A 24,463-nucleotide genomic window follows, 5' to 3' on the forward strand; every position below is an offset into this window, starting at 1 on the left:
GGCTCGGGGTTTCTGGGCTCACCGTCCCGTAAGCGCGCCTTCCGCTGGCTTTCCATACCGCAACTGCTCGCTACCATGTTCGAAAGCAGGCGCCCCTATTAAACCACCTCGCGCCGGAGATGCCACAGCTACATTCGATCCAGCTAGACCTTGCTGTTCCTCGAGCACCTGATAGCTATGGTGTCTTATAAGGCGCACGCGTCGGCAGCCTGCCGGCCAGAAATGCCCCCTGCAATACAGGTCAGTACACGTTCGCGAAGATCCATCGACAGCGGCTTCGCCATGCCCGCCGGCCTCCCGTCCGGCCAGACGAATGCGCGAGCGGGAACAAGATCTGATCGATGCCCATCAGACGACGATCCTGACTCTGCTGGTATCGGCTTCGCGCTTACCCACGGTCATTCGCGATGGACGACCGGAAGCCCCCTATTCTTCAGACGCGCCGCGTCAGGACAGCATCGTGCGCGAGCCTGCGCCAGGCCAGAGATGAAATTGAGATTGCGCGGCAGCTTTCGGCGGAGGTCAATGCCGTCTCCATTGGCTCATTGCCAATCCTTTTGACGCTCGTCAGCTTCTCGAAAGCTCACTCTCTTAACATGGGAGAGCGGATGTCTAGACGGCGATGCCGCCTATCCATCGTAATGGAGCACCCGATGCTCGGAATAACGGCAAGCGTGGCTGGCGCCATTTTGCCGGCAGCTCGGAGGCTGCACTCCACACGAGCCTTCGAAACGCTTCTCTGGAGGTCGCAATGCAAATGGCCTCCGTCGAACTAGGGCTCGAGCCGACCTTTTAAAGGAGGAACAGAATGGATTTCAACTCAATCAGCCCAACGAACACGAGCCCGCAGCCCGATTCACCATCACCGCCCGCGGACCCAGCGGGCTTTGAGCACCTGCTGAGCGAGTTCGAAGGTAGTGCTCCGCTACGTGCTGCGGGGTCTCCCGTGCAGCAGGGCGAAGCCTACTCGCCATATCTGGACGCCGGGCATCCCTATTCGCAATACTTGGAGTCGGGGCATCCCGATCCATCACTGTTGGATTGGGACAATGATCTATATGCGCCGGCTGCGCCCTCCCCCGGGCCATTGGTGGCCGACAGGGAAAGCTCTCCGCAACCCGGCTCGCAGCAGCCGATTGCTCAAGCCATCGCGGAACTCCCCGAGTTCGATCCTGAGCTGATTTGGGAAGCCGGCCGATCGCAGGCTGGACCATCGCAAGCCGGGCCGTCGCGAGCCGGGCCGTCCTCGTCCGCCGGGGCTGCGCTGTTGGAACTCACAGATTTCATTCCAGAAAACGAACGTTTTATAGCCGACCTCTGGGTCTTCTTGCCCCATACGGCCTCGGATGCGCAGATCAACATATTAAGCAGGGCCGGACTCTTGCCTACCAATACCTCCCCGACCACAACTTTCACCATGCTGGGTATGCCCCACACGGCCGAATTGCGACAAGATGGGCTTGTTAGTGTCAAACCGTCGCTGAACGCTGGCGCTTGGCCTGGACAGCCGCACGGCGACGCGCCCACCGAATAGGTATTCCATAGCCCAGCCCGCGGCACGGGCATAGCCGTGCTGCCAGCAGACCTTCGGGACGTCGTCGACGGCAGGAGCATTTGGCGACGTCCTTTCGGACGGCGTCGTCACCCTATGGACGCAGCTTGACGCTTTGCCGAATCGCCACGGCATGAGGTCTTCGATTCCGACCTCATGCCCGGCACAAGCAGATCGGCCGGATGGCGTTTTCGACCGGATTGGTGTCGAGCTCGAGACGACCGTCGTCGAGGAAGCGGGTCAGTCCCCGCCAATGATTGAGCGTAGCGGATGTTATCGGCGAGCAGAGCGTGCTCGCGGGCTCGATGATCCGTTCCACTCGCGGAATGGGCAGGCAAGCAGCCGCGATTGCGATGAGAACCTTGATCAGGATCGCTCTGCGATCGGCCCTGGATGACCGTCTCGGCTCTTTCCTGCGCCGCGTCCAGGATGCCTTGCGCGATCTCCACGTCTTCGAGCGGCAAATGGTACTGATCTGGCCGCAGCTTCTCGGACTTCGAACCGAACTTTTCGCGTCGCAATTCGCCGAGGATGACCTCCAGCCGACGCCGGGCCTCCTCCGACGCCGCCAGTGCCCCCCTGATGCTCGCTCAAGGCCGCCTGCGTTTGCGCCAAAAGCGCCTTCAGGCGTTCGTTTTCATCGCGCAGCGCCGCGATGCTCATGCGCTATTTCGAGCACATCGTCGCCGCGCATGCCACGTTCAAAATAGTTTCCGAGTCATTCTGTCGCAGTCATCCCGCCGCTTGCTGGCGTCGTGTTTCCTCCGGGCGGACCAACCTCCAATCCAGACCCTCGAATAAGGCCGCGAACATCGCCGGCGACATGCGCATCACGCCGTCCGCGATCGCTGGCCAAGCGAATTGCAACCTTCAAGGCGTTTGTTCACCAACACCAGGCCCGTTTGGTCCCAGACCAAAATCTTGATCCGGCCCGCTCGTTTTGATCGGAACACGAAGGCTGCGCCACTGAATGGGTCGAGACGAAGCATCTCCTGAACCTTCGCCGCAAGCCCATCGTGGCCACAGCGGAAGTCGATCGGCCGCGTCGCGATGTAAATCTTCAGATCGGCACCGGCCGCGATCATCGTGACGCTCGCACTGCGCGGATCACCGAGACAGCTGCTTGGCATCATTGGCCGTATCCGTCGGCAGCACGACATCGCCGATCTCGATCTCAAGCTGATCGCCGGAACGTGACGCTCCTCCAACGCGCTTTCCACGACCAGCGGTGCGAATGTCGACTGCAATGCCTCGCACGGCCGCAACATGCCCCGCTGTCGAAACCGCGTCGCCAATCGTAGATCTGCCAGCGCGTCGCTCCGTGCTTGCGTGCCACCTCGGACACCTGGGCACCCGGTAACAGACTCTCGGCGGCGATCCGAGCTCGCTCAGCATCGGAACGCACGCGACGTCCCGAGGGCCCTTCAAGAACCGCCAGCCGGCTCACCGACCTTGCCGACGAGCCGTCCAAATGGACGTCCTTTTTTGCTGTTCAATCCCATCCAAACCTCCGTTCCAAGTGGGAGGCTTCTTCGCACATTCGTTCTACTCTGAAGCCAGGGTATCGGCTTCGCGCTTACCTCTGCTGTAGGCCACGCCCGATTTCACCATCGAGGAATTGCGCGATAGCTTGAGGAAACAAGGCCTATCCCTTGGTTATGGCACGATCCGCCGCTTCTTCGAGCGCCACGAGATCGCGCGTAAAAAAAATCGCGCATGCCACAGAGCGCCCGGATGTCTTGACGCGGCGCGAGGCCTGGCGTGAGAGCCAGGACAAGCTCAATCGGAACCGGCTGATGAGACCTGGGCATCGACCAACATGGCGCGAACACATAGCCGTTGCCAGCGCTTGAACGGCTGCGGGCCAGCGTTCCTCACGGCCATTGGAGAACAACTACCTGCGTAGCCGCTCTAACCACACGCGGCATCATCGCACCTTGGGTGCTCGATGGTCCCATCAACCGCGATGCCATCGAGACCTATGTCGAAAAGGTGCTCGTCCCCGAGCTTCCAACCGATGCCATCGTGATCATGGACAACCTCTCTAGCCACAAAGGGCCGCGTGTCCGCGAGATGATCGAGGCTGCCTGCGCAACGCTCCTTTATCTTCCGCTCTACAGCCCCGTTCAACTCTAGAGAACGCCTTCGCAAAGCTCAAAGCAAATCTGAGAAAGGCTGCCGAATGCACTGTCGTGCGGTCTCTGGGACGCTATCGACCGCATCATCGACACTTACACGCCCGCAGAATTCTCAAACTACTTCGCTGCCGCAGGATATTTGCCACCCGACCGGCTAACGCTCTAGTGGGCCTCACCTGGAGCAAACCGCACTGAGAGCAGGAGGCCATGCGCAGGGTCGAACAACAGGACGACGGGCCGCGGGCGCATGGCAGAAGGAAAACAAGTAGCGTTCGGAACACGCCACATGATTCCAAAAGCGGCATGACAACCAGTAACAACGCGTGCTCGCTTAAAGCGCCTTTGAATTATTCGAATCGCGCCTGGCAATACGACGGTCATCGGAACTTCAACAAACATCTATAAACTTCATTGAAGCGCCGAGAGCGGCTCGATAGGCAAGCGGGCTGCGGCCCTGATGTCCTACTTGCTGGGACAAGCCACGGACCCTCGGTTAGCTTTTTGCAAGGTACTTCCTTGTATCAGGACATCGAGGAGTGTTGAGATGGATCAGTTCTCATCCGAGCAAGTGCAGGTGCGAGATGCTATCGTGAGCGTCGCATTTGATAAAGCTTGGCGCTTCATCGAGAAGGATCCGTTGCTGGCGCATAATCTCAAGACGGTCCTTCATAGCCGACTGCGAACTTTCCTTGAGTGTTCGATAAGGAACGGCGAACGGAATACTTTGAATCTTGCAAACGAGGCGATACGCAAGTTGCGGGCTGAACTGGCGCCGTCGAGCGAGCAATAAGGCGCTTGCACCTCTACTGCCAGGTGGGTTTGGCTTCGTTAAGGCTCTTGGGAATCTTATGCGGCAGGAAAACAACCGGGTCAGAGCGTGGTCCAGCTGACCTTCCTCCACTCATGTTCTGCCCCGCTGGAGACGAGCACGTTCGGGACGACTGTTGGCTGTGCAGCTTTTCTGGCGACCCGCTCCTTCTGTCGCTAACTAGCTAGCGCCAAAGCCAGGCTGGGCCAACCTGTTCCGTGCATGTTCGCGGTTCAGAGAGTTCGGCAAATGACCGCTGATCGAGGACGCGTCTCGGGCGCTGAGGCTCATCCTTCCGGCAGGAAGCTCATGAGCGATGCGGTGATGGTCGATCACAGACCTCGATCGCTTGTAGCTCCGGACCTACTACAAGTGTAGCACGATGTTCCTCAATCTCTACTTCGATCGAGGGGCGTCAAGAAGCCGATGCGGCTGCGCTTGACGAGGCTCTTCCTTGAAGTTGCGCAAGCTCGTGCCGAGCCCAAGGTCAGGAGAGAAAACGGTATGCCTTTCCTGGCGCCAGGGAATAATAATAGCGCGGCTGTGCAGCCTCGTCGCCGACTTGCTCTAGATTCCACTTTACTGGCCTCGCCAAACACCTCGCAGCATTTTGTCGCATCACAGGCCATCACGAACGGATCGCATTCAAAGAAGGACCTGCGCCAAGCGACCACTGTCAGGCCGCAGCATTTCGGTCAAGGCAGTGCATGGCAAGTTGCGCGGCTCACAATCTGACGCGGCGTGCGATTGGCCCCATTTCTTTCGAAGACATGTTGTGCCGCAGTTACAGCAATTCGCGATCATATTGTTAAACGCACGGCGCCGGGGGGCATCGAAAGGAACGACACTCGAATGAAGACTTTTCTGATTCTGACCGCAAGCATCGGCGCACTCAGTGCGGCCGCTCCCGCATTCGGCGCGGACTTCGCCGGCCAGCCCGTCAAGATCAAGGCGCCCCCGCTGCCGGTCGCAGTCCCGATTATCGATTGGTCCGGCTCCTATATCGGTGTCAATGGCGGCTGGGGAACGAGCCGCAATTGCTGGGATTTCAATGGCGTCACTCCCGAGGGTTGCCATAATTCGACTGGCGGCACCATTGGCGGGCAGATTGGCTATCGTTGGCACATCTTCAAAATGGTCTACGGCATCGAAGGCCAGGGCAACTGGGCCGACTTCAGCGGCTCCAATGTCAGCACCGCCTTCCCAGCAGATACTATTGGCACCAAGACAGATGCGTTCGGTCTGCTCACCGGCCATATCGGCTACGCGTTCAATGCTGTGATGCTTTACGCCAAGGGCGGTGCTGCGGTGACCAGCAACACCTATCACGTCAACTCGGTGGCTACTGGCACCGAGATTGCCAAAAACAATGATGTGCGTTGGGGTGGCGCGCTGGGCGCCGGTGCCGAAGTCAGCCTCACGCCGGACTGGTCAGCTGGCGTCGAGTATACCCACTTGTTCATGCAGCACAGCAACGTAAGCTTCCCAACGGCCCTTGGCGCCGATCGCGTCCACCAGGACGTCGATCTCATCACGGCACGGCTCAATTACAAGTTTGGCCCGGCGTTTGCCAAATAGTGATCTCCAGGCGATTGCGTAAATCGGGGCCCCGACCACGGTCGGGGCTCTTTCTTCAGACGCTCCTCTCCCTCGCGGCATCCCTGCCGCACTTCCGAAGCACCAGGCCCGAGCGCGGCTAAGCCGCTAAGCCTCGGTCACCGGCTGGATGGAACGACGCCGCCTGACTCCAACGGTGGCGGACCAGCTCAGTCGATTCGACACGTCGCCGACGGTTATGGAGCTCCACAACCTGAGGCAGCGTGAGGTTTGAGATCGCTTGTCTCGATGAGCGTTGTATCTGCGATTTGGCCGAAAGTGCCATGCTGAATTTGCCTAGAAGCTGGAAGCACAAATTTGGCAGTTGGTGCTCGTTCCATTCGACTGATGAATTCAAAGAACATTGAGGCGAATAGCCATAACGATCGCTTGAATCCGGCTGGTCGCACCCAGCTTTCGCATCGCATTCTTGATATGAAAATTGACTGTATTCTCGCTGATTTCCAGGATCATTCCAATTTCCCATGACGATTTCCCCTCCGCAACCCACCGCATGCAACTGATCTCCCGTTTAGATAGTGCAACTTTTCGGTCGCAACCATTATTGGAGGGACGAGCTATCTCGCCATAGGCGGTGTGAAAGTGCCAGGCCAGCGCATTGAGATGACCGATGCGGTCCTGAGGATCAGCATCGTCGGACGCAGATGCAAACGACACCACAGATACCCGCCCCAACGGGCCGAACAATGGCACGCTCATACCATGCTTCAGGCCCGCCTCTCTCGCCTCGTCCAGTACGCGTCTCTCGTCCGGTTGAAGTTGATAGTGGTCGGCGAGTTGATCCCACAAAAACGGCCGCGAAAGCATCGGCGTCCGGCGGACCACCGGATCGATAGTATGGTACTTGCGTTTGAAGTATCGGTCGCACCAGTCTGGCGGCCACTTCACAGCCACAGTCGGAGGTGGACACTCCGCCAGCCGAAGTGGCTCGACGAAGTTGAGAGCGCCGTAAGCGACTTCACTGAACCCTTCCTCGGTGGCACAGCTTACAAGGAGCTCGAACAGCGCGCTGAGCGAATGCGTCTGGTTCGCGCATTCGGTGAAGCTAAAGAGATCCATGATGGGCGCCTCAGAACACCGCTCCTCCCTGTCACTGTGTTCGATTGCGCTTGTTTCAGGCAGAGCTAAATTCCATTCCATGACCTGAACTCTTGGGTTTGTTCTTCGTGAAGTCTGAGCGCTCGCACCCTGCGTCAGACGCCATTCCCGAATTGCCGCTGGCTGCGCCGGCATGATCGTCCCGTCGAACAGCCGAGATGCCGCCACCATCCCTGGTCCGAGGCTGAACGGCACGCCGCAATCGAAGCGCCGTTGTACATGCGAAGGGATCGGTCCAGCTCGCAGATGACGCACTGGCCAAATCGGAGATCACCGCGCCGTCGTCCTTGTTGATGGTCTGGCAGTGATAGAAAGTCCGAGGGCCCTGGCGACTCAGCTGGCGAGACGAACCAAGCAGCACGAGCGGCTACAGGCCCGGCTCTGTTCAGATTGGATGGCGAGAAACTAGGGTCCTGTCCGAACGACGCTTCGCTTTGTCTCAAGGCCGAGCACGAGGAGATCCTGGGCACTGAGCTCCGCGATACAGGTAAGGTAGAGGACGCCGATGCGCTTGGCGGTGCCGGACTCGACGTGCGCGTTGTCGGTATCCATTCTCTGCTTGCCGACGAAGACAACAGGAGCGTCATTTTTCTTCCCGATCTTGCGAATTGCCATCGCAAACAGTTGGCTGATCCTCCGCCCTATGACGGCGTCGGTGACGCGATCGATGAGCAACACGGAACAGCCGAAGCCAGACCCCTCGCATGATTGGCCGGCGTCTCAGCGGGCCCGTCCGGCAGGTCCGGCGAAAATGAATCGAAGGAGCAGAAAATGGCCACGTCAAAGGCGCAATGGGAGATACGCGCGGTCGCGAGATCTGCTTGATGTAGAGGACACTTTGCATGCGCATCTCCAGAAGGGAGGACCCCGGGGGTCGGACAGCAAGTGTCATACCAACTGTTGATTTCGTGAAAATCAACCGTCGGGATAAAGGCTTGAAAGGCGGACGGTTGGTTGCAAAGTAAGCGCATTGAAGCAATCGTGACATAAGGAGGAAAGGCGACAGCGCCATTTGCGCGAGCCGCGGCACGAGTTGGCGGGAGGGTCAATGTCGAGCGGGGCGGGCGAGCAGGATGAGGCGTACGCCGATCTCGTCTATTGTGTGCGAGGCAGCTTCAATCAAGCGCGCAGTAGCTGCAGGACCAAGAGCGCCTGATGGACGGCATAGGTACGGTCGTGCAGATCGATCCAGGGGGCGCATTCGGTTTCCTCAAGAGCGATAGGGGCCATGAGATCTACTTCAATTGTATCAGTATTCTAGTGCTCATCTTCTCGGTGACCGTCACTTTGCTCGTGACCGTGCTGACCTTCCTGCTTGTTAGCCGCCTGATCGGCCGGCCGGAGGCGAATTGAACGACAATCCCCACTCGCTCTGGGTCTATCTTTCACAGTCGCCGCTACTCTGGCTGACTGCCACGTTGCCGGTCTATGCGATCACGGATGCGCTATCCTTGGCAACGCATCGCCATCCACTTGCGAACCCGGTCCTGCATGCAATGTGGATTATCAGCCTGTTTTTGCTTCTGACCGGCACTTCCTACACAACCTATTTCGCCGGCGCGCAGTTTGTACATTTCCTGCTCGGGCCTGCGACAGTCGCGCTCGCCGTGCCACTCTATCAAAATCGCAAGCTTGTTACCGCGGCGATCGTTCCGCTGTTAGCCGCCCTGGTTGTCGGCTCAATCACAGCGGTGACATCGGTCGTTCTGCTTGCCGAAGCCGCGAGGCTCCCCCGGGAGATTATCCTGTCCCTCGCACCGAAGTCCGTCACGGCCGGCGTTGCAATGGGAATCAGCGAAGCGCTCCTGTCGGCTCCCGGCCTTCGCGGCGCCGCGCCCGCGTCTCGCAGTCCGCCTCTAGGCTATGACGGGCTCCCGCTCGACGCATCATGATTTCGAGCCGACCGCATTGAGGTCGACTTCGGCCAATGTCTCGCCAGGCTTGCTCCGCCTGGGAGGCGGCGGCTCGTGCTTAGTGCAATCGACCACCAATTTCGTGAAAGGCACGATGTCGAGGCCGCCGCTCGCATCCTCGAGCGCCCTCATGTATTCGTCGCGCCGGTCGACGGGAACGATGGTCCAGGGAATTCCCGCCGACGCGAGCATCGAGTTCATGATGAAACGACCGGTCCGCCCGTTGCCGTCGGGCAGGGGATGGATGAACGTGAAGATGAAGTGCCCCAGGATCGCGCGCACGCGCGGATCCTGTTCGGCCTTCAGACATTCGAAGAACGATTCCATCGCGTCCGGCACGGTTTCCCAGTTCACGGGCGTGTGTCGGGAGCCGCGGATATGCAGAAAGTGCTGTCGGTACCCCGCCATATTCTCCGGCTTGACGATGCCGGCCGCCAACGACGGCTGAAAGAGAGCGCGATACCAATTGAGGTGTTCGCGCTCGACGACTTCCTCCGCGGATTCGCCGTCGAGAATGCGGGCGACCGCGGCGCGTACTTCTTGGAACGCGTCCCAATATCCCTTGGCGGCGAGCGCGTCGCGTTGCTGCCGGTCGTCCGCGTCGCCGTCCGGATTCCAAGATCCCTGTCGGACCTTTTCGATGAGTTGCTCGGTCACCGTGTAGCCCTCGATCGACAACGAGTGGTACGCGTCCGAGGTGTACCGATCGTCGATGGATGCCAGGTATCCGTCGCGATCGTTGATCCTTCGGGGCTCGACGTCGAAGTTCTGCAGTACCTTGTCGCGCATCTCCGCCCACATCAGTTTCACGCGGGTCGCGATGGGAGACACCGGGCGGGTGACGGATAGCTGCGTGCTCACGGGGCCCTTGAAGGGATCGGCGTCCTCCCGGACTTCGTGTCCGGCGCGCTTCATGGTGGCGACGATTTCGTCCGCTGCGCGCGCGTTTCCCAGAAGCCTGTAGGCACCCGCCAACCGGCCTGCCGCGAGCACGTAGCCTCCGGCCAGCAGGGCATTCAGGATCGTGGTGGTGCCTCTGATCGAGCCGAGCAGGGCGATGACGTCGTTCTTGTTGTTCTGCCAGAACGTGGGCGAAGCCAAGCATAAAGCGTCCGCCTGCGAAAAGGCGCGCATACCTGCGACCTCGACGGCCGACGTTGGAAGCTTCGGCACTCTGAGCAAGTACAGAGAATTGTTGTGCAGCAGATCGAGCCGTTGATTGTTCGCAGCCGGCGAATGCACGATGACCTGGGGTGGGACGTTCAAATTCTCGGCATGGAGGACGATCGAAGCTTCGGGAGATACCACCCAGTTCTTGTCGAACCGGTCGTCGAGGTACGCCCGGCAGAACTGCCAGAACGACGAATACCATGAGGTCGTGTCGCCGGGCTTCTCGCCGGGACAGACCATCAAGACCCATCCTCGGATGATCTCGCTCAGAAATCCCGCTTCCGATAGCCGTTCGCGGTCGGCTCGACCCAGCTCGGCGAGTTTGAAGACCCGCCTATCGCCGTTCTTGCTGAGTTCGCGCAGATTGCTCAGAGAGCCCGCGAGTTTTTCGTTGAGGCTCGCCATGCGATTTTCTCCCAGGGGGCGGGTGCGGATGATCATCGCCACGCATTTGGCGACGTCGGCTCACACTAGTTTCATGTCGTTCAATTACACTAGATTTGCGTTGTTCGGTTACGCTACTTTCGCATCGTTTATTTACACTAATCCGTTGCCGTACGGAAACACTAATTTAGTGCCGTATAATTGCACTACTTTCGCGTCGATCGACTTCGCTAATTTGGTGATGAGCCCGAACAAGCCGTTGTAACTTCTGTTGTATATTGCACCAATTTTCCGGTTCCAGACACATTGCGCTCGAAACGGGCTCGCCGAGAATTTTCTCGACCCCCTTGTAATGTCACACCATGTGATACATATTGGAACCATGACGATCACGATACGGCCAGACTTGAAGATAGCTTTGTTCGGTGAGGAGACGACGGTCTCCCTGCCGACTACCCAGGCTGCCGTATTCCTCAGCCACAACGATCGCGACCACCAGCACGCCGCCGACTTGGCGCGGCTCATCGCGGTGCTGACCGTCGACGGAACGCTGGGAAAGAAACACTTCTGGTCGACCATCAGTCATTCCGACATCAAGCCGTCGTCGCTGCTGGTGTCTGAAAAAGCCGAGGTCTGCGACGTCGCCCGTGCCGCAGCCACGCCGTTCTGGCGCGAGCACGCGCAAATCGACGAAGCGTACATTTCGCGCAAGAAGATCGATGCCATCCGCGACGAGGTCATCGACCTCTGGAAGAGCATCCTGCCGAGTCCGGTCATCGTCGCCGGACATCACGATTTCCCGGAAAACGCTCCTGCGGAGCCAGATTCGGACCTGTACTTTTGTCTCCACCACGAGATCGCGCACGTGCATCTGTCCGAGGCGGATGTCCAGCGCATCGAGCTCGCTGTCAAGCAAGCCATCGAAAAGCGCGTCCGCCTCATCCAGAGGTTCGTCTTCAAATGGACCCGCGCATACCTGTGCGACGACGACGCAGTGCGCGTCGCGATCCACTGCTACCGCGTTAGAACCGGGATTTCTCCTCCTGGGATCGACCCGAACCGGACGACCTTTTCGTCCAGCTCAGCATCGATCTCAATCTCCGAGGAGAACTACCATGAATACGTTCGCAGACCAGCGAACAGAGGACGTTTACAGCGGCCGACACCGTATGGATGTGCCCGCAAGCGTCGCAGCCAGAGCCGCCAGGCAAATCGACATCCTGCTCGCAGCCGACAAGCTCGAGGACTGTCGAATTGCGGGACACGGACGCATCGCAAAGCGTCGCAACACCACGCCGCCCACCTTCTGCTGCAACACCGAAGGCCGGTGGTGGGTGACGTTCCAATGGCAGCATGAGAAGGCTGTCAACATCGCGCTTGAAGACACTGGCTAAGACCACCGAGGCCGACATGACCGAACGACGACCGACAAATCCGGGTGAGGTGCTCCGCGAGGATTTCCTCACCCCGAGCGAAATCACTCAGGACCAACTCGCGGAAGCGATGGGCGTGTCGCGCTTTCGCGTCAACGAAATCGTCAACGGCAAGCGGGCGATTACAGCCGAGACCGCGATCCTGCTGAGCAAGGCGCTCGGCACGTCGGCGAAATTGTGGATGAACCTGCAGATGGCTGTCGATCTGTTCGATGCCGAAAAGAAACTGGGCGGCGCGGCCGATGCGGTTCGCCGCCTAGTGCCGGCGACCGATTTCATAACGGAAACGCCGGCCTAACCGACCCGCTGCGCCGAAATCGCGCGGCGGCGAGGTTGGCCTCGGACCGGACTCATTTCGCGGTGGATCCAAAGCGGCTTCGGCGGCCTGATCGACGCGTTCGAGCCAGATGAGCTCCAGCGCGTCGCGGGCGCCCTTCGGAATGTCGTCGAACGACGCGCATCAGGCCCCCCGCGGCCGAGGGAAATCTCGCCGGTCATGGCGGCGTCTTTCCACACGGTTCTGTTGGTCAGCAGCGAGGTGAGCGCCGTGAACATCGCGAACCGTGGGCAACCTACAGTTATTGGTAGGTACGCAAAGTGCGGTGAGCATCCGAGATGCCGGCGGCAAAGAGACGGACAGTGAAATACTGGGCAGGTCGTGGATCGACTCGAATGGAGGGTCTCATTCAATAGTTTAACCGCGGATACAGGCCTTGTATGAAAACTTTTCGCCGCTTCCATCGACACGATTGACCCAAAAGCATTTTGAGCCGAAGTCCGCGCTCCTGACGCTGAAATGAGTGATGCCTAGCCCCATCTTCGTAGTCGCATCCGGGTGGAGCGCCAGTGCTGCAAGCAGTACCTCGGCATCGCCCGCGCTGACTTTGTCTCCAACATCATACTTATGAAGCATTGCCTTCAAAAACGCGGCGGCATCTCCCTTCTTACTGAAGTGCTGAGGGCCAATTGTAACCGGCTTTTTGACCATAAAAGTCTCCCAATCAATATTAGGATGTTGACGTGGCAGCTCCTGCGTTGCCCTCAGGCAGCAGTTTGGCGCGAATCTCACGCAGGATGATGGCCGAAATGTCCATGCCCTCGAACTGAGCGTCGTGTTCTCTTACCCAAGAAATGCAATCTTCCTTATTGAGGTCATCTCTTGCGATCTTTTCGTACAGCGCGACAGCGCTCACGCGCGATAATCCGAGCTCGATCAGCGAGAGTAAGGTCCGCGAAGAAACACCGAACTCGAGCTGCGTTCCTATATCGACATCACCATCGATGAGGTCTTCCCGCCCTAATGCAACTAGGTGCATATTGAGAACGTCGACATAGGCGGACAAATACTTCGGCGCCCGAAATCGCGCGATTTGTTCGACCATCTCCATCGTGCTGCGTATCAGGACAGGCAGCTTAAATGACCGACCGGTCCTGCGATGGTAGTCGATATTTCGCTCGATCATTCGAGACAAGGAGAACCCCTTTAGCCATTGCACGACAATCAGTGCGTGAAGCGGAATGATCTTGTCTGGTGTGAATGCGGGAAACAGATATTGGTTGATCCGGCACGTAATCGTCACGAAACGATCGTAGCTGTCCTGGCTGTCGACGGCGGCCGGCAAAAGATTCTCGACATCACCTTTGTAGTTGCGGAATGCATCCAACAGGCGCTGCATGCCCAGGGCGCTAACACCCGGATGTCGGGCTGCGATATCTGGGCCTATCGCGATCTGCGTGGCGATATTTGCAAGACTCGCTTCAAGCCGCTCGATGGTCGCGGGATTGTGGCGTTTGGCGAGGCTGGATTGTGCAATTGATCCCTGCCGTAAAAATGTAGCGAGCAGATATGAGGCGACCTGCTCGAATTGATTTGGATCTTCGAAATCGGCCAAATCAGTCGTTGCCCGGCGGTCCAAATAATCCGCAAGGCTATCTCCCTGTTCGATCACCGCGTCACTTCCGCGTTTGATTGGGAAGCGTGCACGTTCGGGAACGCCATCAGGCCATGCCTGTGCGTTCTGAGGATCGATGCAGATGATATTCCCTTGGAATTCATCGCCCCATCGACCGGCGCGGCCGGCACGATTCCAGAAATCGTGCGCCTCCATCGGATGCCCGATGCCCTTTCGTGGGCCGCGCAGTACAATGGTTCGGCACGACAGATTTACACCTTCGATGAGCGTCGAGGTACAAACAAGAAAGCGAATCTTGCCCGACCGGAACAGCCGCTCGACCTCCGAGCGGACGAGCGACGGCATGTTGCCATAGTGAAAAGCAACGCCTCGCTCGATGAGCGGCGCGAGCCTGTAGTGCGGGTGAACGCCTTTGCGCGCCAAATCCGCAAGCTCAAGCAATTCAGGGGCAGATGGTACTTCCGGTATCAACTGACTGATGAGATCGGCGATGTCTTCGGAATCGGCGGCGCCGTTCGCGTAGACGAGTGTCCCGCCGCGCTCTCCGGCAGCAGCGGCGATGAACGCCAGCTTTTTCTTGAGAGAGCCTGGGCTACTGCCCAGCTGGACCACGCCGAGCGGCAGCATAGACGCGTGTTGGCGTGCCGACAATTTCCATAGTTTTGGCTTACGCGGCACCTGCTCGGTCACGATGAGGTTTTGAAGCACAGTCGGAACGTCGCTTTCAAACGACGCGGTGTGAGCTCCCTCCGGAGCATCTGCAAGAAGCTCCTGCGGGTTTTGCGTGGCGGGACTGATGAACACGAGCTTGAGCGTGGGATTGGAGCGGCTGGCGCGCTCTATGGCATCCTGAAGAACAACGCCGCGTTGGTTGTCCCCGATCTTATGTGCCTCGTCGACCACGAGCAGATCGACCTTGAAGGCGCCGCCGACGGCGTTAGCGAGCAGGTGCATGCGCTCCTGGGTCAGAACAAAGATAGCGCGTGGGACCGCCTTCCTGCGCTTTGTCATGCTTTTCCCGAATCGGAAGCGAGAAGACTTCTATGCCGCTGCGGGCTCCGAGCAACGAGACTAGATTTGCTTCGATCTCAGCAACAAGTGCCCTTGTCGGCGCCAAATAGACAGCGACACGCATCTCGCTCGATCGGATTTGGTCGATCAGCCATTGCAAGACTAAGAACGTCTTTCCCGATGCTGTCGGAGCAGATGCCGAAAGCCATTGGTAATTGTCGGCCTGGCTCCAGAATCGTTGTTGGAAGTCATTGACCTGAATCCATCGCCCACTGGATTGGACAAGGATCGACTGATCCATCTGGCGGCGTTGCGCCTCGATACGTAACGCCATGCCGAGTCGTCCATCAACATCGGCAGTGAGCAATCCGCGTTCGGTCGCGAGCGCAACCGCACGAAAATTCGATAGCTGGCCTAAGAGAACCGCGCCAGAATCTTTAATAGTCTCACTAGCGGAGAGCGTGATTGCCGCGGTGGCGATACGAAGCGCTGCGTCTTGATAGGCCCGCTGATCCGACCGCGCAAGTATGCTTCCCGCTAGCAAAAGCCGTGGCCAGGCGGGCGAAACAGGCAAGGGTTTTGCCGTCGCGGCCGGGGAAGTCAAAGCCCTAGCAAGTCAGACCAAGAATGCTACTCAGGAGATCGCCACACAAATCGTAGCGGTTCAGACCGAAACGGATGCCGCCGTGGCCGCTATCCGGCGAATATTCGACGTCATCAATCGAGTTGGCGAAACGACTACATCTATCGTCAGCATTCTTGATGAACAAAATGCCGCCATCGGGGACATCAGCCGCAGCGCCGAATCCGCTGCGGCCGGAGCACGCGCAGTAGCCGGGCACGTTCTCGAAATTTCCGGCGCCGCTGCGACCAGCCGTGGGGCGGTCGATGACGTCGTCCGCACAGTTCATGACCTGATGGATCGCAACCGCGCCCTCGGCCAAGCGATTGCGACATTTGTTAGCGAGATGCGCCAAGCCGCGTCTTAGTCAGCTTGAACCTAGAACCTATCTCAAAATTGAAGATCAGCGTCGATCGGCTATAAAGGAAAGATGATTCGGCTGACGGACGAGCAATGGGAGCGCATCCGGAAACACTTTCCGGAAGAGCACCTTGCCGACGGCCGGCCGGGCCGGAAGCCGATTGCGACGCGTCAAGTTCTCGAAGCCGCTCTTTGGATTTTGAACACGGGTGCGCAGTGGCACATGCTGCCGCAGTGCTATCCGAACTATAAGACCGTACATCGTCGCTTTCAGAACTGGTGTCGCAATGAAGTGTTGCGACGCGTTCTGACCGATATCGCCAACGAACTTCGCGAGAAAGGCTTGCTCGACGAAGAGGAGTGTTTCATCGACGCGACCTTTGCGATGGCCAAAGGCGGCGGTGCAGAGATCGGCCCAACGAGGCGCGGAAAAGGCTTAAAAATCATGGCGATTGTGGATCGCCACGGTTTGCCGCTTTCAGTGAGCACGCATGCCGCGAACCATCACGAAGTGCGCTTGGTACAGCTCTGCTTCGACTTCTACATGATCGAGGCCAAGCCAGAGAACCTGATCGGCGACCGCGCCTATGACAGCGATGCGCTCGACGATGAACTGCGGTCACAAGGCATCGAGATGATCGCGCCACATCGTTCAAACCGAGTGAGGTCGCTCACCCAGGACGGCCGCAGGCTCCGTCGTTATACTCGGCGTTGGCTGGTCGAACGCTTCTTCGCCTGGATACAGTGGCGGCGGCGCCTGCTGGTCCGCTGGGAGTTCTATCCGCAAAACTTCCTCGGCTTCGTCCAGCTCGCTTGCCTGCTGATCCTGTTTCGACAATTTTGAGATAGGTTCTAGTCATCTGGAATGCAAGTTCGTGACATTAGTTGATCGCTCGAATCTCTAGAGAGGGGAGCCCTCGTGGCGAATGCAGGTGTGAAAGGCCGGTCGATTGCGCCGTTGGTACTGAGTCCGCAGGAGCGGGCGTACTTGGAGAGACAAGTTCGTCGTCATCGTGTAGCGCGATCCTGCGGTGTGCAGATGGTCTGCCAAGCAAGTCTGTGGCTGCCGAACTTGGCATCCATGAACACACCGTTGGCAAGTGGCGCCGCCGATTCTTGAAGGATCGCTGTGATGGCCTGCTTGACGAAGCCCGCCCTGGCCGCCCTCGAACCATCGACCATGATCAGGTTGCCGAGGTAATCGAGCGGACATTGCGTACGACGCCGCCCGGCGCGACGCACTGGTCGATCCGCTCGAGGGCCGCGGAAACTGGCTTTTCTCACACCACGATCCGCCGAATGTGGACGGCGTTCGGCTTGCAGCCGCACCGCAGCCAGACATTCAAGCTATCGAGCGATCCCCTATTCGTCGATAAGGTGCGCGATATTGTCGGGCTTTACCTGTCCCCACCGAACCGAGCCCTTGTCCTCAGCATCGACGAGAAGAGCCAGATCCAGGCCCTGGATCGCGAGCAGCCGGTCCTGCCGATGATGCCGGGCGTGCCGGAACGTCGCACCCACAGCTATGTGCGGCATGGTACGACCACGCTGTTTGCCGCGCTCGATGTCGCTTCCGCTTTGTCATTGGCAAATGCTACAAGCGCCATCGGGCGGTCGAGTTCTTGAAGTTACTCAAAGAGATCGACGCTCAAATCCCTGAGGGGTTCGCTGTCCATATCGTCATGGACATGTGTGGACGCCCCCGTTGGTGCAAGAAGAATCTTTCGAAGAGTGCGGAGCGTGGTCGGGTGCTGACATGTGTCCGGCCTTTTGTTGCGGCTGTCACATGCCGCTGGCCCGTATGGGAGTTCGCGGAACGGGTCCAATTCAACTTCGCGTGCTCGAGGCGCGTATCCATGATCTGGTTTTCCCATTCCTGTCTCGTGACCGTGCGCCATACTCTCCGGTTGACCTTCTCACACTCACGGTCCCTGCCGCGGAACTACTTCGCCGCAGCCGGAGCCCGATAGGTTCCGCCTCTCGCCATCAATGCCCAGACGATGCGCGCCATCTTGTTAGCGAGGGCGACGATCACCAGCATGGGCGGCTTGAGGGCAAGCATGCGCGCAAGCCAAGAATCCGCTGTCGAGCCTTTGCGCATTGCCCAGCGCACGGCCGCGCTCGCGCCGATGATCAGCAGTCGTCGTAGGGTTCGTTCGCCCATTCGTGACGTCTTGCCGAGCTTCTGCTTGCCTCCGGTGGAGCGCTGCAGCGGGGTAAGCCCCAGCCATGCCGCAAAGTCGCGTCCCCTCTTGAAGGCCTGGGCTGTCGGCGCCAGGGCAACGAGCGCCGTAGCCGTGATCGGCCCAATTCCTGGGATCGTCATTAGCCGCTTCGCTTCGGCATCCTCCTTGGCGCGGCGGGCGAGCTCTCGGTCGAGCAGCGCCACCTTCTCGTTCAGGGATCGCAACTGCTCGACGAGCAGCCGTGGATCGGTCTAGCCAACTCAGGAATGTCGGTATCATGGCCGATGATCGCGGAAACGAGTTTGGCAACATGGAAGGGACCTTGCGCCGCTACCACCCCAAATTCGGTCAGATGGCCGCGGAGCGCATTGATAGTTTGGGTGCGCTGACGCACCAGGAGGTCGCGGGCGCGGAACACAATGGCCGCGGCCTGTTGCTCCTCGCTCTTCACCGCCACGAAACGCATCGTCGGCCGCTGGGCGGCTTCGCAGATTGCTTCCGCATCGGCGGCATCATTCTTCTTCCGCTTTAGTAGAGTCGAGGAGAGGCGCGGTGATGCGCTTGTTGCGCGTTCCGTTTCCTCTCCCCGCTCATCAAACCGGACGTGCGGTTTTCCCGCATCCGGCTTTCCGACAGGTTTCGTCACAAGGCGCACGTCGGCGACACTTTGCGCACGCGGTTCAGCACAAGTACGCCAGAGTTCCCATAGATCTGATCAGAGAACCGTCTGACGCCACGTCCTGGCGTCTTATGTCGTCTGCGCAGAAAGGCGAGCACGCGGTCAAAGACGTGTCGATCAACGGCCTGATGAGCCGTAGCAAGCGAGCCATAGCTGAAGTGTAAAAGAAGGGACTTGAGCTGACAGTGAGGGCTTTGTCGCGGCAGGTGTCCGACAAAGGTTTCATGTCCGACCTCACGCAGCCGGCAACAATTTCTCTCTCGACAGAGCACTTGCGTCAAGCAAGGTTTGCATCGGCGTCTTGCCGTAGCACCAGCGCCCCTGATGCGGGCGCACCTCATTGTAGGCAGCTATCCACTCATCGAGATCGCTCTGCAAGGCAGGGATGCTCGGATAGATCTTTTTGCGGAACACGACGCGATAGAACTCCTCGAGCACGGTGCGGTGGAAGCGCTCAACAATGCCGTTGGTCTGTGGGCTCCTCGTCTTGGTGCGGGTGTGATCGATGTCTTCGACGGCGAGGTAGAGCTCGTATTCGTGATGCTCCGGATTGCCGCAATACTCGGTGCCGCGGTCGGTCAGGATGCGGTTCAGCGGGATGCCCCGCGCATCGAAGAACCGCACCACGCGATCATTCAACAGTTCGGCCGCCGTGATCGGCGTCTTGCGATCATACAGCTTGGCGAACGCCACCTTGCTGTAGGTGTCAATGAAGGTCTGCTGATAGATCCGCCCGACCCCCTTCATGTTGCCGACATAGAAGGTGTCCTGCGCACCGCAATAGCCGGGGCACTCGCTCTCGAACTCGCCGTGCGCCTCCTTTTCGGATTTGGCCTTTTCCAACGCAACGAGCTGGGCCTCGGTCAGCACCAGGCCGTCCTGGGCCATCTTGGCCTCCAGCGCCGTCAGCCGCTTCTTGACGTTGGCGAGGTCGTGACGCAGCCACACCGCCCGTACCCCGAACGGGGAGATCGACAGGCCGCGGCTCCTGAGCTCATTGCTGACCCGCACCTGACCCCAGGCCGGCTGGTCGATCGCCAGCTCAACGACGGCTGCCTCGACCTCCGGCGCGACACGGTTCTTCAGGACCGGTTTCTTGCGGCTGATCTCAATCAGCGCCAGCTCGCCGCCCTTGTCGTACAGTTCCTTGAACCGGTAGAAGCTGTCGCGGCTATAGCCCATCATCCGGCAAGCCTGGCTGACGTTGCCGAGCTGCTTGGCCAATTCCAGCATGCCGACTTTCGCGCGAATGACCTTCTGTTCCTGGGTCATGGTAACGTCTCCTGTGAGACGCTGCGGGCTGCGCGGGAGCGTCCTTTGGGTGAGCGCTCCTGCTCGCCCGCAGCTCCATTCCCTGCCAGTTCAAACCTTGCCGTCAGATTAAGTCGAAACTTCTACAGCTGAAGTAAGCGGACCAGCCGCGCAGAAGGCGGTTCAGTCGTGCTTGTACTTCGGGCCAAGCGCCCTTGTTGCCCGGCGTCAGCAGTTCGCTGACCTTCCTCTTGATCCGCAGCACGCTTTTCTTCGACGGAGCCGCGCCAAGATACCACCGCCCCCCATTGCGGAAGTGGCGGGGTCCGAGCGTGTACCCAAGGAAGTCAAAGCTTTCCAATCGGGCATTCTTCACCGAGGTTTTAGTCTCGTTGAGTGTCAGCCCAAGCTTGGTCATCACCGCTTTCGTCCACGTCAATGCGTCTTCCGCGTGGCCGCGGCTGAGAATGACGAAGTCGTCGGCATAGGAGATAATTTGGCCATGGAATGCTTCACGCCGACCGCTGAGACGCCAATGCTTCAGGAACCGGTTCATGTAGATGACGGAGAGCAGCGGACTGATGACACCGCCCTGTGGCGTGCCACACTTGTTGCTCTTACCGCCGCTCATGCGCCGTTTCCCGTTGCTATCCCGCTCCTCGACCGGTACTCGCAGCCATAACTTAATCAGCCGCAGCACATTCCGGTCGACGATGCGTCGGGCCACCGATTTGAGGAGGTCCGAGTGCGGTATCGTGTCGAAGTATTTCGACAAATCGGCGTCAACAACATCTGTGTAGCCCCGGCACATAAGCCGGTGCACTTCCTTGACGGCATCGACCGCGCTGCGGCGCGGGCGATATCCATAAGCTCCGTCCTCAAAATCCGCCTCGAAGATCGGTTCCAGCACGATCTTTGCAGCAGCTTGGACGACCCGGTCCCGGATTGTTGGGATACCGAGCGGACGTTCGCCGCCGCCGGGCTTCGGGATCATCACCCGCCGCACCGGATCGGGCCGATAGGTCTTCGTGACGAGTTCATCGCGCAGGCCAGCCAACCATGCTTCGAGTCCCGACGCGTCGATCTGTTCGAAAGTTATTCCGTCCACTCCCGGCGCACCCGCGTTGGCGCGGGCCAGCTTGTAGGCATGGCTCAGAATGTCCTCGCGGCAGATCTTGTCGTACAGCACATAGAAGCGGAAGGCAGGCTCCGCCTTCGCTTTGCAATAAAGCTTTCTCTGAAGGCTCCTGATCTTATCGGGCGTTTCAAGGCTCATCGCCAATCTACCCTTTCCCTCGCCATCTTTAAAAGCGCACCTGAAGTCAGGGTCCTTTCCTCCGCCGGAATTACCCGGTTTCATCGGTACCTTTGACCCTGTCCGACTCCCGTCCGGTCCATCGACTACTCAATGCTGAAGGCGCGACCTTCGACCAAGACGGGTCTCCCCCGATTACCCGTACTACCTTTCCAACGTGCCGTGCCCATTACCCCGGTGAACCAGACAGGTGCGTGCGTCGATTGCTTCCCTGTCCGCACGGCCTTCCCCGCCATACGATCGGATCGGCATTCACATCGTAACTTTCGAGGCGTGCTCAGGCTTCACTCACGTTACGGCCCGCTGGATTGCTCGGCCGCCTAAAGCGACCTTTGTCACGAGGCTTCGATCCGTCCGATTGCTCGTCCAAACCGCTCGTCAGCTACCAGATCAATCGACAACTCTCTGGGTGGATCCTTCCTCCACTGGTAATACGCGCCGTCGGGGCGCACGTAGAGTCGAGGAGAGGCGCGGTGATGCGCTTGTTGCGCGTTCCGTTTCCTCTCCCCGCTCATCAAACCGGACGTGCGGTTTTCCCGCATCCGGCTTTCCGACAGGTTTCGTCACAAGGCGCACGTCGGCGACACTTTGCGCACGCGGTTCAGCACAAGTACGCCAGGGTTCCCATAGATCTGATCAGAGAACCGTCTGACGCCACGTCCTGGCGTCTTATGTCGTCTGCGCAGAAAGGCGAGCACGCGGTCAAAGACGTGTCGATCAACGGCCTGATGAGCCGTAGCAAGCGAGCCATAGCTGAAGTAAGCGGACCAGCCGCGCAGAAGGCGGTTCAGTCGTGCTTGTACTTCGGGCCAAGCGCCCTTGTTGCCCGGCGTCAGCAGTTCGCTGACCTTCCTCTTGATCCGCAGCACGCTTTTCTTCGACGGAGCCGCGCCAAGATACCACCGCCCCCCATTGCGGAAGTGGCGGGGTCCGAGCGTGTACCCAAGGAAGTCAAAGCTTTCCAATCTGGCATTCTTCACCGAGGTTTTAGTCTCGTTGAGTGTCAGCCCAAGCTTGGTCATCACCGCTTTCGTCCACGTCAATGCGTCTTCCGCGTGGCCGCGGCTGAGAATGACGAAGTCGTCGGCATAGGAGATAATTTGGCCATGGAATGCTTCACGCCGACCGCTGAGACGCCAATGCTTCAGGAACCGGTTCATGTAGATGACGGAGAGCAGCGGACTGATGACACCGCCCTGTGGCGTGCCACACTTGTTGCTCTTACCGCCGCTCATGCGCCGTTTCCCGTTGCTATCCCGCTCCTCGACCGGTACTCGCAGCCATAACTTAATCAGCCGCAGCACATTCCGGTCGACGATGCGTCGGGCCACCGATTTGAGGAGGTCCGAGTGCGGTATCGTGTCGAAGTATTTCGACAAATCGGCGTCAACAACATCTGTGTAGCCCCGGCACATAAGCCGGTGCACTTCCTTGACGGCATCGACCGCGCTGCGGCGCGGGCGATATCCATAAGCTCCGTCCTCAAAATCCGCCTCGAAGATCGGTTCCAGCACGATCTTTGCAGCAGCTTGGACGACCCGGTCCCGGATTGTTGGGATACCGAGCGGACGTTCGCCGCCGCCGGGCTTCGGGATCATCACCCGCCGCACCGGATCGGGCCGATAGGTCTTCGTGACGAGTTCATCGCGCAGGCCAGCCAACCATGCTTCGAGTCCCGACGCGTCGATCTGTTCGAAAGTTATTCCGTCCACTCCCGGCGCACCCGCGTTGGCGCGGGCCAGCTTGTAGGCATGGCTCAGAATGTCCTCGCGGCAGATCTTGTCGTACAGCACATAGAAGCGGAAGGCAGGCTCCGCCTTCGCTTTGCAATAAAGCTTTCTCTGAAGGCTCCTGATCTTATCGGGCGTTTCAAGGCTCATCGCCAATCTACCCTTTCCCTCGCCATCTTTAAAAGCGCACCTGAAGTCAGGGTCCTTTCCTCCGCCGGAATTACCCGGTTTCATCGGTACCTTTGACCCTGTCCGACTCCCGTCCGGTCCATCGACTACTCAATGCTGAAGGCGCGACCTTCGACCAAGACGGGTCTCCCCCGATTACCCGTACTACCTTTCCAACGTGCCGTGCCCATTACCCCGGTGAACCAGACAGGTGCGTGCGTCGATTGCTTCCCTGTCCGCACGGCCTTCCCCGCCATACGATCGGATCGGCATTCACATCGTAACTTTCGAGGCGTGCTCAGGCTTCACTCACGTTACGGCCCGCTGGATTGCTCGGCCGCCTAAAGCGACCTTTGTCACGAGGCTTCGATCCGTCCGATTGCTCGTCCAAACCGCTCGTCAGCTACCAGATCAATCGACAACTCTCTGGGTGGATCCTTCCTCCACTGGTAATACGCGCCGTCGGGGCGCACCGAATGGCTTTACATAGTCTGGCGCAATGAGTCGCACCGCATGCCCCAATCTCCCGATCTCGCGCCCCCAGTAGTGGCTGCTGGCGCAGGCCTCCATGGCGACCGTGCACGTCGGCTGCGCGGCAAGACATTTAAGGACCTGATCCCGGCGCAGCTTCTTGCGGAAAAGCACGGTTCCTGATGCATCCGCGCCGTGCATCTGGAACACATTCTTCGCCAGATCCAACCCGATTATGCTAACTTCCGACATGGACGCCTCCGTTCAAGTGATGGTCAACGACACCACTTTGGCACAGCGATGCCGTGAGGGGGCGTCCACCCCATCAACTACGCCACCCACAAGACACCCAAGATCAAAGCGTGGCTCGCTCGCCGGCCGCACTATCATGTCCACTTCACGCCGACTTCCGCGTCATGGATCAATCAGATCGAGCGCTGGTTCGCTGAGCTCACCAGAAAGCAAATCCAGCGAGGTGTTCACACCTCCGTCAGGCAACTCGAGGCCGACATCCGTACCTTCATCGAACTGCACAACAATAACCCGAAGCCCTTCAAATGGACCAAGTCCGCAGACCAGATCTTGGCTTCCATCAAACGCTTCTGCCACAAAGCCCAGCAGACTTTATGTGGCGAACTTTAGAT

The 24,463-nt window shown here is 59.0% G+C and carries 20 protein-coding genes and 9 pseudogenes; 12 read left to right on the forward strand and 17 right to left on the reverse strand.

Annotated elements, in window-relative coordinates; genetic code table 11:
• The first annotated feature begins 808 nt into the window (after positions 1-808).
• The gene (locus tag ACVWW6_RS43675) at positions 809-1,534 is read left to right on the forward strand and encodes a hypothetical protein (RefSeq protein WP_456682963.1); all 726 of its coding nucleotides are present in this window, start codon (positions 809-811) and stop codon (positions 1,532-1,534) included.
• Between the two features lie 178 nt (positions 1,535-1,712).
• Here ACVWW6_RS43675 and ACVWW6_RS43680 read toward each other — a convergent pair.
• The 4 genes and pseudogenes from ACVWW6_RS43680 to ACVWW6_RS43695 form a co-directional block, all read right to left on the reverse strand.
• A pseudogene (locus ACVWW6_RS43680) lies at positions 1,713-1,925 on the reverse strand (IS66 family transposase); the annotation flags it as partial.
• 13 nt (positions 1,926-1,938) lie between these two features.
• Positions 1,939-2,073, reverse strand: a pseudogene (locus tag ACVWW6_RS43685) (transposase domain-containing protein); the annotation flags it as partial.
• Between the two features lie 309 nt (positions 2,074-2,382).
• Positions 2,383-2,637, reverse strand: coding sequence for an IS66 family insertion sequence element accessory protein TnpB (gene tnpB / locus ACVWW6_RS43690; protein WP_202633234.1), 255 nt, complete (start codon positions 2,635-2,637; stop codon positions 2,383-2,385).
• An 89-nt stretch (positions 2,638-2,726) separates the two neighbouring features.
• Positions 2,727-2,999, reverse strand: a complete 273-nt coding sequence (locus ACVWW6_RS43695) for a transposase (RefSeq protein ID WP_456683242.1) — start codon at positions 2,997-2,999, stop codon at positions 2,727-2,729.
• 153 nt (positions 3,000-3,152) lie between these two features.
• On the opposite strand from ACVWW6_RS43695, the pseudogene ACVWW6_RS43700 reads away from it, so the two are divergent.
• From ACVWW6_RS43700 to ACVWW6_RS43710, 3 genes and pseudogenes are all read left to right on the forward strand, one after another.
• Positions 3,153-3,856: pseudogene (locus ACVWW6_RS43700) on the forward strand (IS630 family transposase); the annotation flags it as partial.
• Between the two features lie 378 nt (positions 3,857-4,234).
• Positions 4,235-4,480 (forward strand): hypothetical protein, encoded by a 246-nt coding sequence (locus ACVWW6_RS43705; protein WP_097668612.1) that lies wholly within the window; start codon positions 4,235-4,237, stop codon positions 4,478-4,480.
• 870 nt (positions 4,481-5,350) lie between these two features.
• Positions 5,351-6,076 (forward strand): outer membrane protein, encoded by a 726-nt coding sequence (locus ACVWW6_RS43710; RefSeq protein ID WP_456682964.1) that lies wholly within the window; start codon positions 5,351-5,353, stop codon positions 6,074-6,076.
• 372 nt (positions 6,077-6,448) lie between these two features.
• Here the strand turns inward: ACVWW6_RS43710 and ACVWW6_RS43715 are convergent, their stop codons facing one another.
• Together ACVWW6_RS43715 and ACVWW6_RS43720 are read right to left on the reverse strand one after the other, a co-directional pair.
• Positions 6,449-7,174, reverse strand: coding sequence for a helix-turn-helix transcriptional regulator (locus ACVWW6_RS43715; protein ID WP_456683243.1), 726 nt, complete (start codon positions 7,172-7,174; stop codon positions 6,449-6,451).
• A 444-nt stretch (positions 7,175-7,618) separates the two neighbouring features.
• On the reverse strand, positions 7,619-7,891 hold the full coding sequence (locus ACVWW6_RS43720) for a hypothetical protein (RefSeq protein WP_456682965.1): 273 nt from the start codon (positions 7,889-7,891) through the stop codon (positions 7,619-7,621).
• A 477-nt stretch (positions 7,892-8,368) separates the two neighbouring features.
• Here ACVWW6_RS43720 and ACVWW6_RS43725 point away from each other — a divergent pair, with 477 nt between their 5' ends.
• Positions 8,369-8,566: a hypothetical protein gene (locus ACVWW6_RS43725; protein ID WP_161536467.1), complete on the forward strand. Its 198-nt coding sequence runs from the start codon at positions 8,369-8,371 to the stop codon at positions 8,564-8,566.
• A pseudogene (locus ACVWW6_RS43730) lies at positions 8,563-9,048 on the forward strand (LrgB family protein); the annotation flags it as partial. The gene ACVWW6_RS43725 and the pseudogene ACVWW6_RS43730, both read left to right, overlap by 4 nt.
• Positions 9,049-9,099: 51 nt before the next feature.
• Here ACVWW6_RS43730 and ACVWW6_RS43735 read toward each other — a convergent pair.
• Positions 9,100-10,701 (reverse strand): Fic family protein, encoded by a 1,602-nt coding sequence (locus ACVWW6_RS43735; protein ID WP_161536469.1) that lies wholly within the window; start codon positions 10,699-10,701, stop codon positions 9,100-9,102.
• A gap of 334 nt (positions 10,702-11,035) precedes the next feature.
• Positions 11,036-11,692 carry a hypothetical protein gene (locus ACVWW6_RS43740; RefSeq protein ID WP_202633064.1) on the reverse strand — a complete coding sequence of 219 codons (657 nt, stop codon included), beginning with the start codon at positions 11,690-11,692 and terminating at the stop codon, positions 11,036-11,038.
• 103 nt (positions 11,693-11,795) lie between these two features.
• On the opposite strand from ACVWW6_RS43740, the gene ACVWW6_RS43745 reads away from it, so the two are divergent.
• Both ACVWW6_RS43745 and ACVWW6_RS43750 read left to right on the forward strand, forming a co-directional pair.
• Positions 11,796-12,074, forward strand: a complete 279-nt coding sequence (locus ACVWW6_RS43745; RefSeq protein WP_202633065.1) for a hypothetical protein — start codon at positions 11,796-11,798, stop codon at positions 12,072-12,074.
• Between the two features lie 16 nt (positions 12,075-12,090).
• Positions 12,091-12,411, forward strand: coding sequence for a HigA family addiction module antitoxin (locus ACVWW6_RS43750; RefSeq protein ID WP_210202972.1), 321 nt, complete (start codon positions 12,091-12,093; stop codon positions 12,409-12,411).
• Here ACVWW6_RS43750 and ACVWW6_RS43755 read toward each other — a convergent pair.
• The 4 genes and pseudogenes from ACVWW6_RS43755 to ACVWW6_RS43770 form a co-directional block, all read right to left on the reverse strand.
• Positions 12,370-12,671 (reverse strand): annotated as a pseudogene (locus ACVWW6_RS43755) (S16 family serine protease); the annotation flags it as partial. The gene ACVWW6_RS43750 and the pseudogene ACVWW6_RS43755 overlap by 42 nt on opposite strands.
• A gap of 136 nt (positions 12,672-12,807) precedes the next feature.
• Positions 12,808-13,101 carry a DCL family protein gene (locus ACVWW6_RS43760; RefSeq protein WP_456682966.1) on the reverse strand — a complete coding sequence of 98 codons (294 nt, stop codon included), beginning with the start codon at positions 13,099-13,101 and terminating at the stop codon, positions 12,808-12,810.
• A gap of 19 nt (positions 13,102-13,120) precedes the next feature.
• Positions 13,121-15,037 carry a DEAD/DEAH box helicase gene (locus tag ACVWW6_RS43765; RefSeq protein WP_456682967.1) on the reverse strand — a complete coding sequence of 639 codons (1,917 nt, stop codon included), beginning with the start codon at positions 15,035-15,037 and terminating at the stop codon, positions 13,121-13,123.
• Positions 14,964-15,611 carry a DEAD/DEAH box helicase gene (locus ACVWW6_RS43770; RefSeq protein ID WP_456682968.1) on the reverse strand — a complete coding sequence of 216 codons (648 nt, stop codon included), beginning with the start codon at positions 15,609-15,611 and terminating at the stop codon, positions 14,964-14,966. The genes ACVWW6_RS43765 and ACVWW6_RS43770 overlap by 74 nt, the downstream gene beginning before the upstream one ends.
• Between ACVWW6_RS43770 and ACVWW6_RS43775 the strand changes: the two genes are divergently transcribed.
• From ACVWW6_RS43775 to ACVWW6_RS43785, 3 genes and pseudogenes are all read left to right on the forward strand, one after another.
• On the forward strand, positions 15,565-16,026 hold the full coding sequence (locus ACVWW6_RS43775) for a methyl-accepting chemotaxis protein (RefSeq protein ID WP_442870082.1): 462 nt from the start codon (positions 15,565-15,567) through the stop codon (positions 16,024-16,026). The genes ACVWW6_RS43770 and ACVWW6_RS43775 overlap by 47 nt on opposite strands.
• 63 nt (positions 16,027-16,089) lie before the next feature.
• The gene (locus ACVWW6_RS43780) at positions 16,090-16,863 is read left to right on the forward strand and encodes an IS5 family transposase (protein ID WP_161533254.1); all 774 of its coding nucleotides are present in this window, start codon (positions 16,090-16,092) and stop codon (positions 16,861-16,863) included.
• A gap of 75 nt (positions 16,864-16,938) precedes the next feature.
• Positions 16,939-17,707: pseudogene (locus ACVWW6_RS43785) on the forward strand (IS630 family transposase); the annotation flags it as partial.
• Between the two features lie 254 nt (positions 17,708-17,961).
• Here ACVWW6_RS43785 and ACVWW6_RS43790 read toward each other — a convergent pair.
• The 5 genes and pseudogenes from ACVWW6_RS43790 to ACVWW6_RS43810 form a co-directional block, all read right to left on the reverse strand.
• Positions 17,962-18,758 (reverse strand): annotated as a pseudogene (locus ACVWW6_RS43790) (IS110 family RNA-guided transposase); the annotation flags it as partial.
• Between the two features lie 360 nt (positions 18,759-19,118).
• Positions 19,119-20,156, reverse strand: coding sequence for an IS481 family transposase (locus ACVWW6_RS43795; protein WP_456682969.1), 1,038 nt, complete (start codon positions 20,154-20,156; stop codon positions 19,119-19,121).
• 103 nt (positions 20,157-20,259) lie between these two features.
• Positions 20,260-21,411 carry a group II intron reverse transcriptase/maturase gene (gene ltrA, locus ACVWW6_RS43800; RefSeq protein WP_456683244.1) on the reverse strand — a complete coding sequence of 384 codons (1,152 nt, stop codon included), beginning with the start codon at positions 21,409-21,411 and terminating at the stop codon, positions 20,260-20,262.
• A gap of 602 nt (positions 21,412-22,013) precedes the next feature.
• Positions 22,014-23,330 carry a group II intron reverse transcriptase/maturase gene (gene ltrA / locus ACVWW6_RS43805; protein ID WP_202633193.1) on the reverse strand — a complete coding sequence of 439 codons (1,317 nt, stop codon included), beginning with the start codon at positions 23,328-23,330 and terminating at the stop codon, positions 22,014-22,016.
• Between the two features lie 492 nt (positions 23,331-23,822).
• A pseudogene (locus ACVWW6_RS43810) lies at positions 23,823-24,071 on the reverse strand (IS110 family transposase); the annotation flags it as partial.
• A gap of 75 nt (positions 24,072-24,146) precedes the next feature.
• On the opposite strand from ACVWW6_RS43810, the pseudogene ACVWW6_RS43815 reads away from it, so the two are divergent.
• Positions 24,147-24,461 (forward strand): annotated as a pseudogene (locus ACVWW6_RS43815) (IS630 family transposase); the annotation flags it as partial.
• Positions 24,462-24,463: the final 2 nt, after the last annotated feature.

The organism is Bradyrhizobium sp. USDA 3311 (assembly GCF_054062495.1).

What these genes read in the sequence shown, in the direction of transcription:
- ACVWW6_RS43675 (WP_456682963.1), top strand. Translation starts at nt 809, where the DNA reads ATGGATTTCAACTCAATCAGCCCAACGAACACGAGCCCGCAGCCCGAT.
- tnpB (WP_202633234.1), bottom strand. Translation starts at nt 2,637, where the DNA reads ATGATCGCGGCCGGTGCCGATCTGAAGATTTACATCGCGACGCGGCCG.
- ACVWW6_RS43705 (WP_097668612.1), top strand. Translation starts at nt 4,235, where the DNA reads ATGGATCAGTTCTCATCCGAGCAAGTGCAGGTGCGAGATGCTATCGTG.
- ACVWW6_RS43710 (WP_456682964.1), top strand. Translation starts at nt 5,351, where the DNA reads ATGAAGACTTTTCTGATTCTGACCGCAAGCATCGGCGCACTCAGTGCG.
- ACVWW6_RS43715 (WP_456683243.1), bottom strand. Translation starts at nt 7,174, where the DNA reads ATGGATCTCTTTAGCTTCACCGAATGCGCGAACCAGACGCATTCGCTC.
- ACVWW6_RS43725 (WP_161536467.1), top strand. Translation starts at nt 8,369, where the DNA reads ATGGACGGCATAGGTACGGTCGTGCAGATCGATCCAGGGGGCGCATTC.
- ACVWW6_RS43735 (WP_161536469.1), bottom strand. Translation starts at nt 10,701, where the DNA reads ATGGCGAGCCTCAACGAAAAACTCGCGGGCTCTCTGAGCAATCTGCGC.
- ACVWW6_RS43745 (WP_202633065.1), top strand. Translation starts at nt 11,796, where the DNA reads ATGAATACGTTCGCAGACCAGCGAACAGAGGACGTTTACAGCGGCCGA.
- ACVWW6_RS43750 (WP_210202972.1), top strand. Translation starts at nt 12,091, where the DNA reads ATGACCGAACGACGACCGACAAATCCGGGTGAGGTGCTCCGCGAGGAT.
- ACVWW6_RS43760 (WP_456682966.1), bottom strand. Translation starts at nt 13,101, where the DNA reads ATGGTCAAAAAGCCGGTTACAATTGGCCCTCAGCACTTCAGTAAGAAG.
- ACVWW6_RS43765 (WP_456682967.1), bottom strand. Translation starts at nt 15,037, where the DNA reads ATGACAAAGCGCAGGAAGGCGGTCCCACGCGCTATCTTTGTTCTGACC.
- ACVWW6_RS43775 (WP_442870082.1), top strand. Translation starts at nt 15,565, where the DNA reads ATGCTTCCCGCTAGCAAAAGCCGTGGCCAGGCGGGCGAAACAGGCAAG.
- ACVWW6_RS43780 (WP_161533254.1), top strand. Translation starts at nt 16,090, where the DNA reads ATGATTCGGCTGACGGACGAGCAATGGGAGCGCATCCGGAAACACTTT.
- ACVWW6_RS43795 (WP_456682969.1), bottom strand. Translation starts at nt 20,156, where the DNA reads ATGACCCAGGAACAGAAGGTCATTCGCGCGAAAGTCGGCATGCTGGAA.
- ltrA (WP_456683244.1), bottom strand. Translation starts at nt 21,411, where the DNA reads ATGAGCCTTGAAACGCCCGATAAGATCAGGAGCCTTCAGAGAAAGCTT.
- ltrA (WP_202633193.1), bottom strand. Translation starts at nt 23,330, where the DNA reads ATGAGCCTTGAAACGCCCGATAAGATCAGGAGCCTTCAGAGAAAGCTT.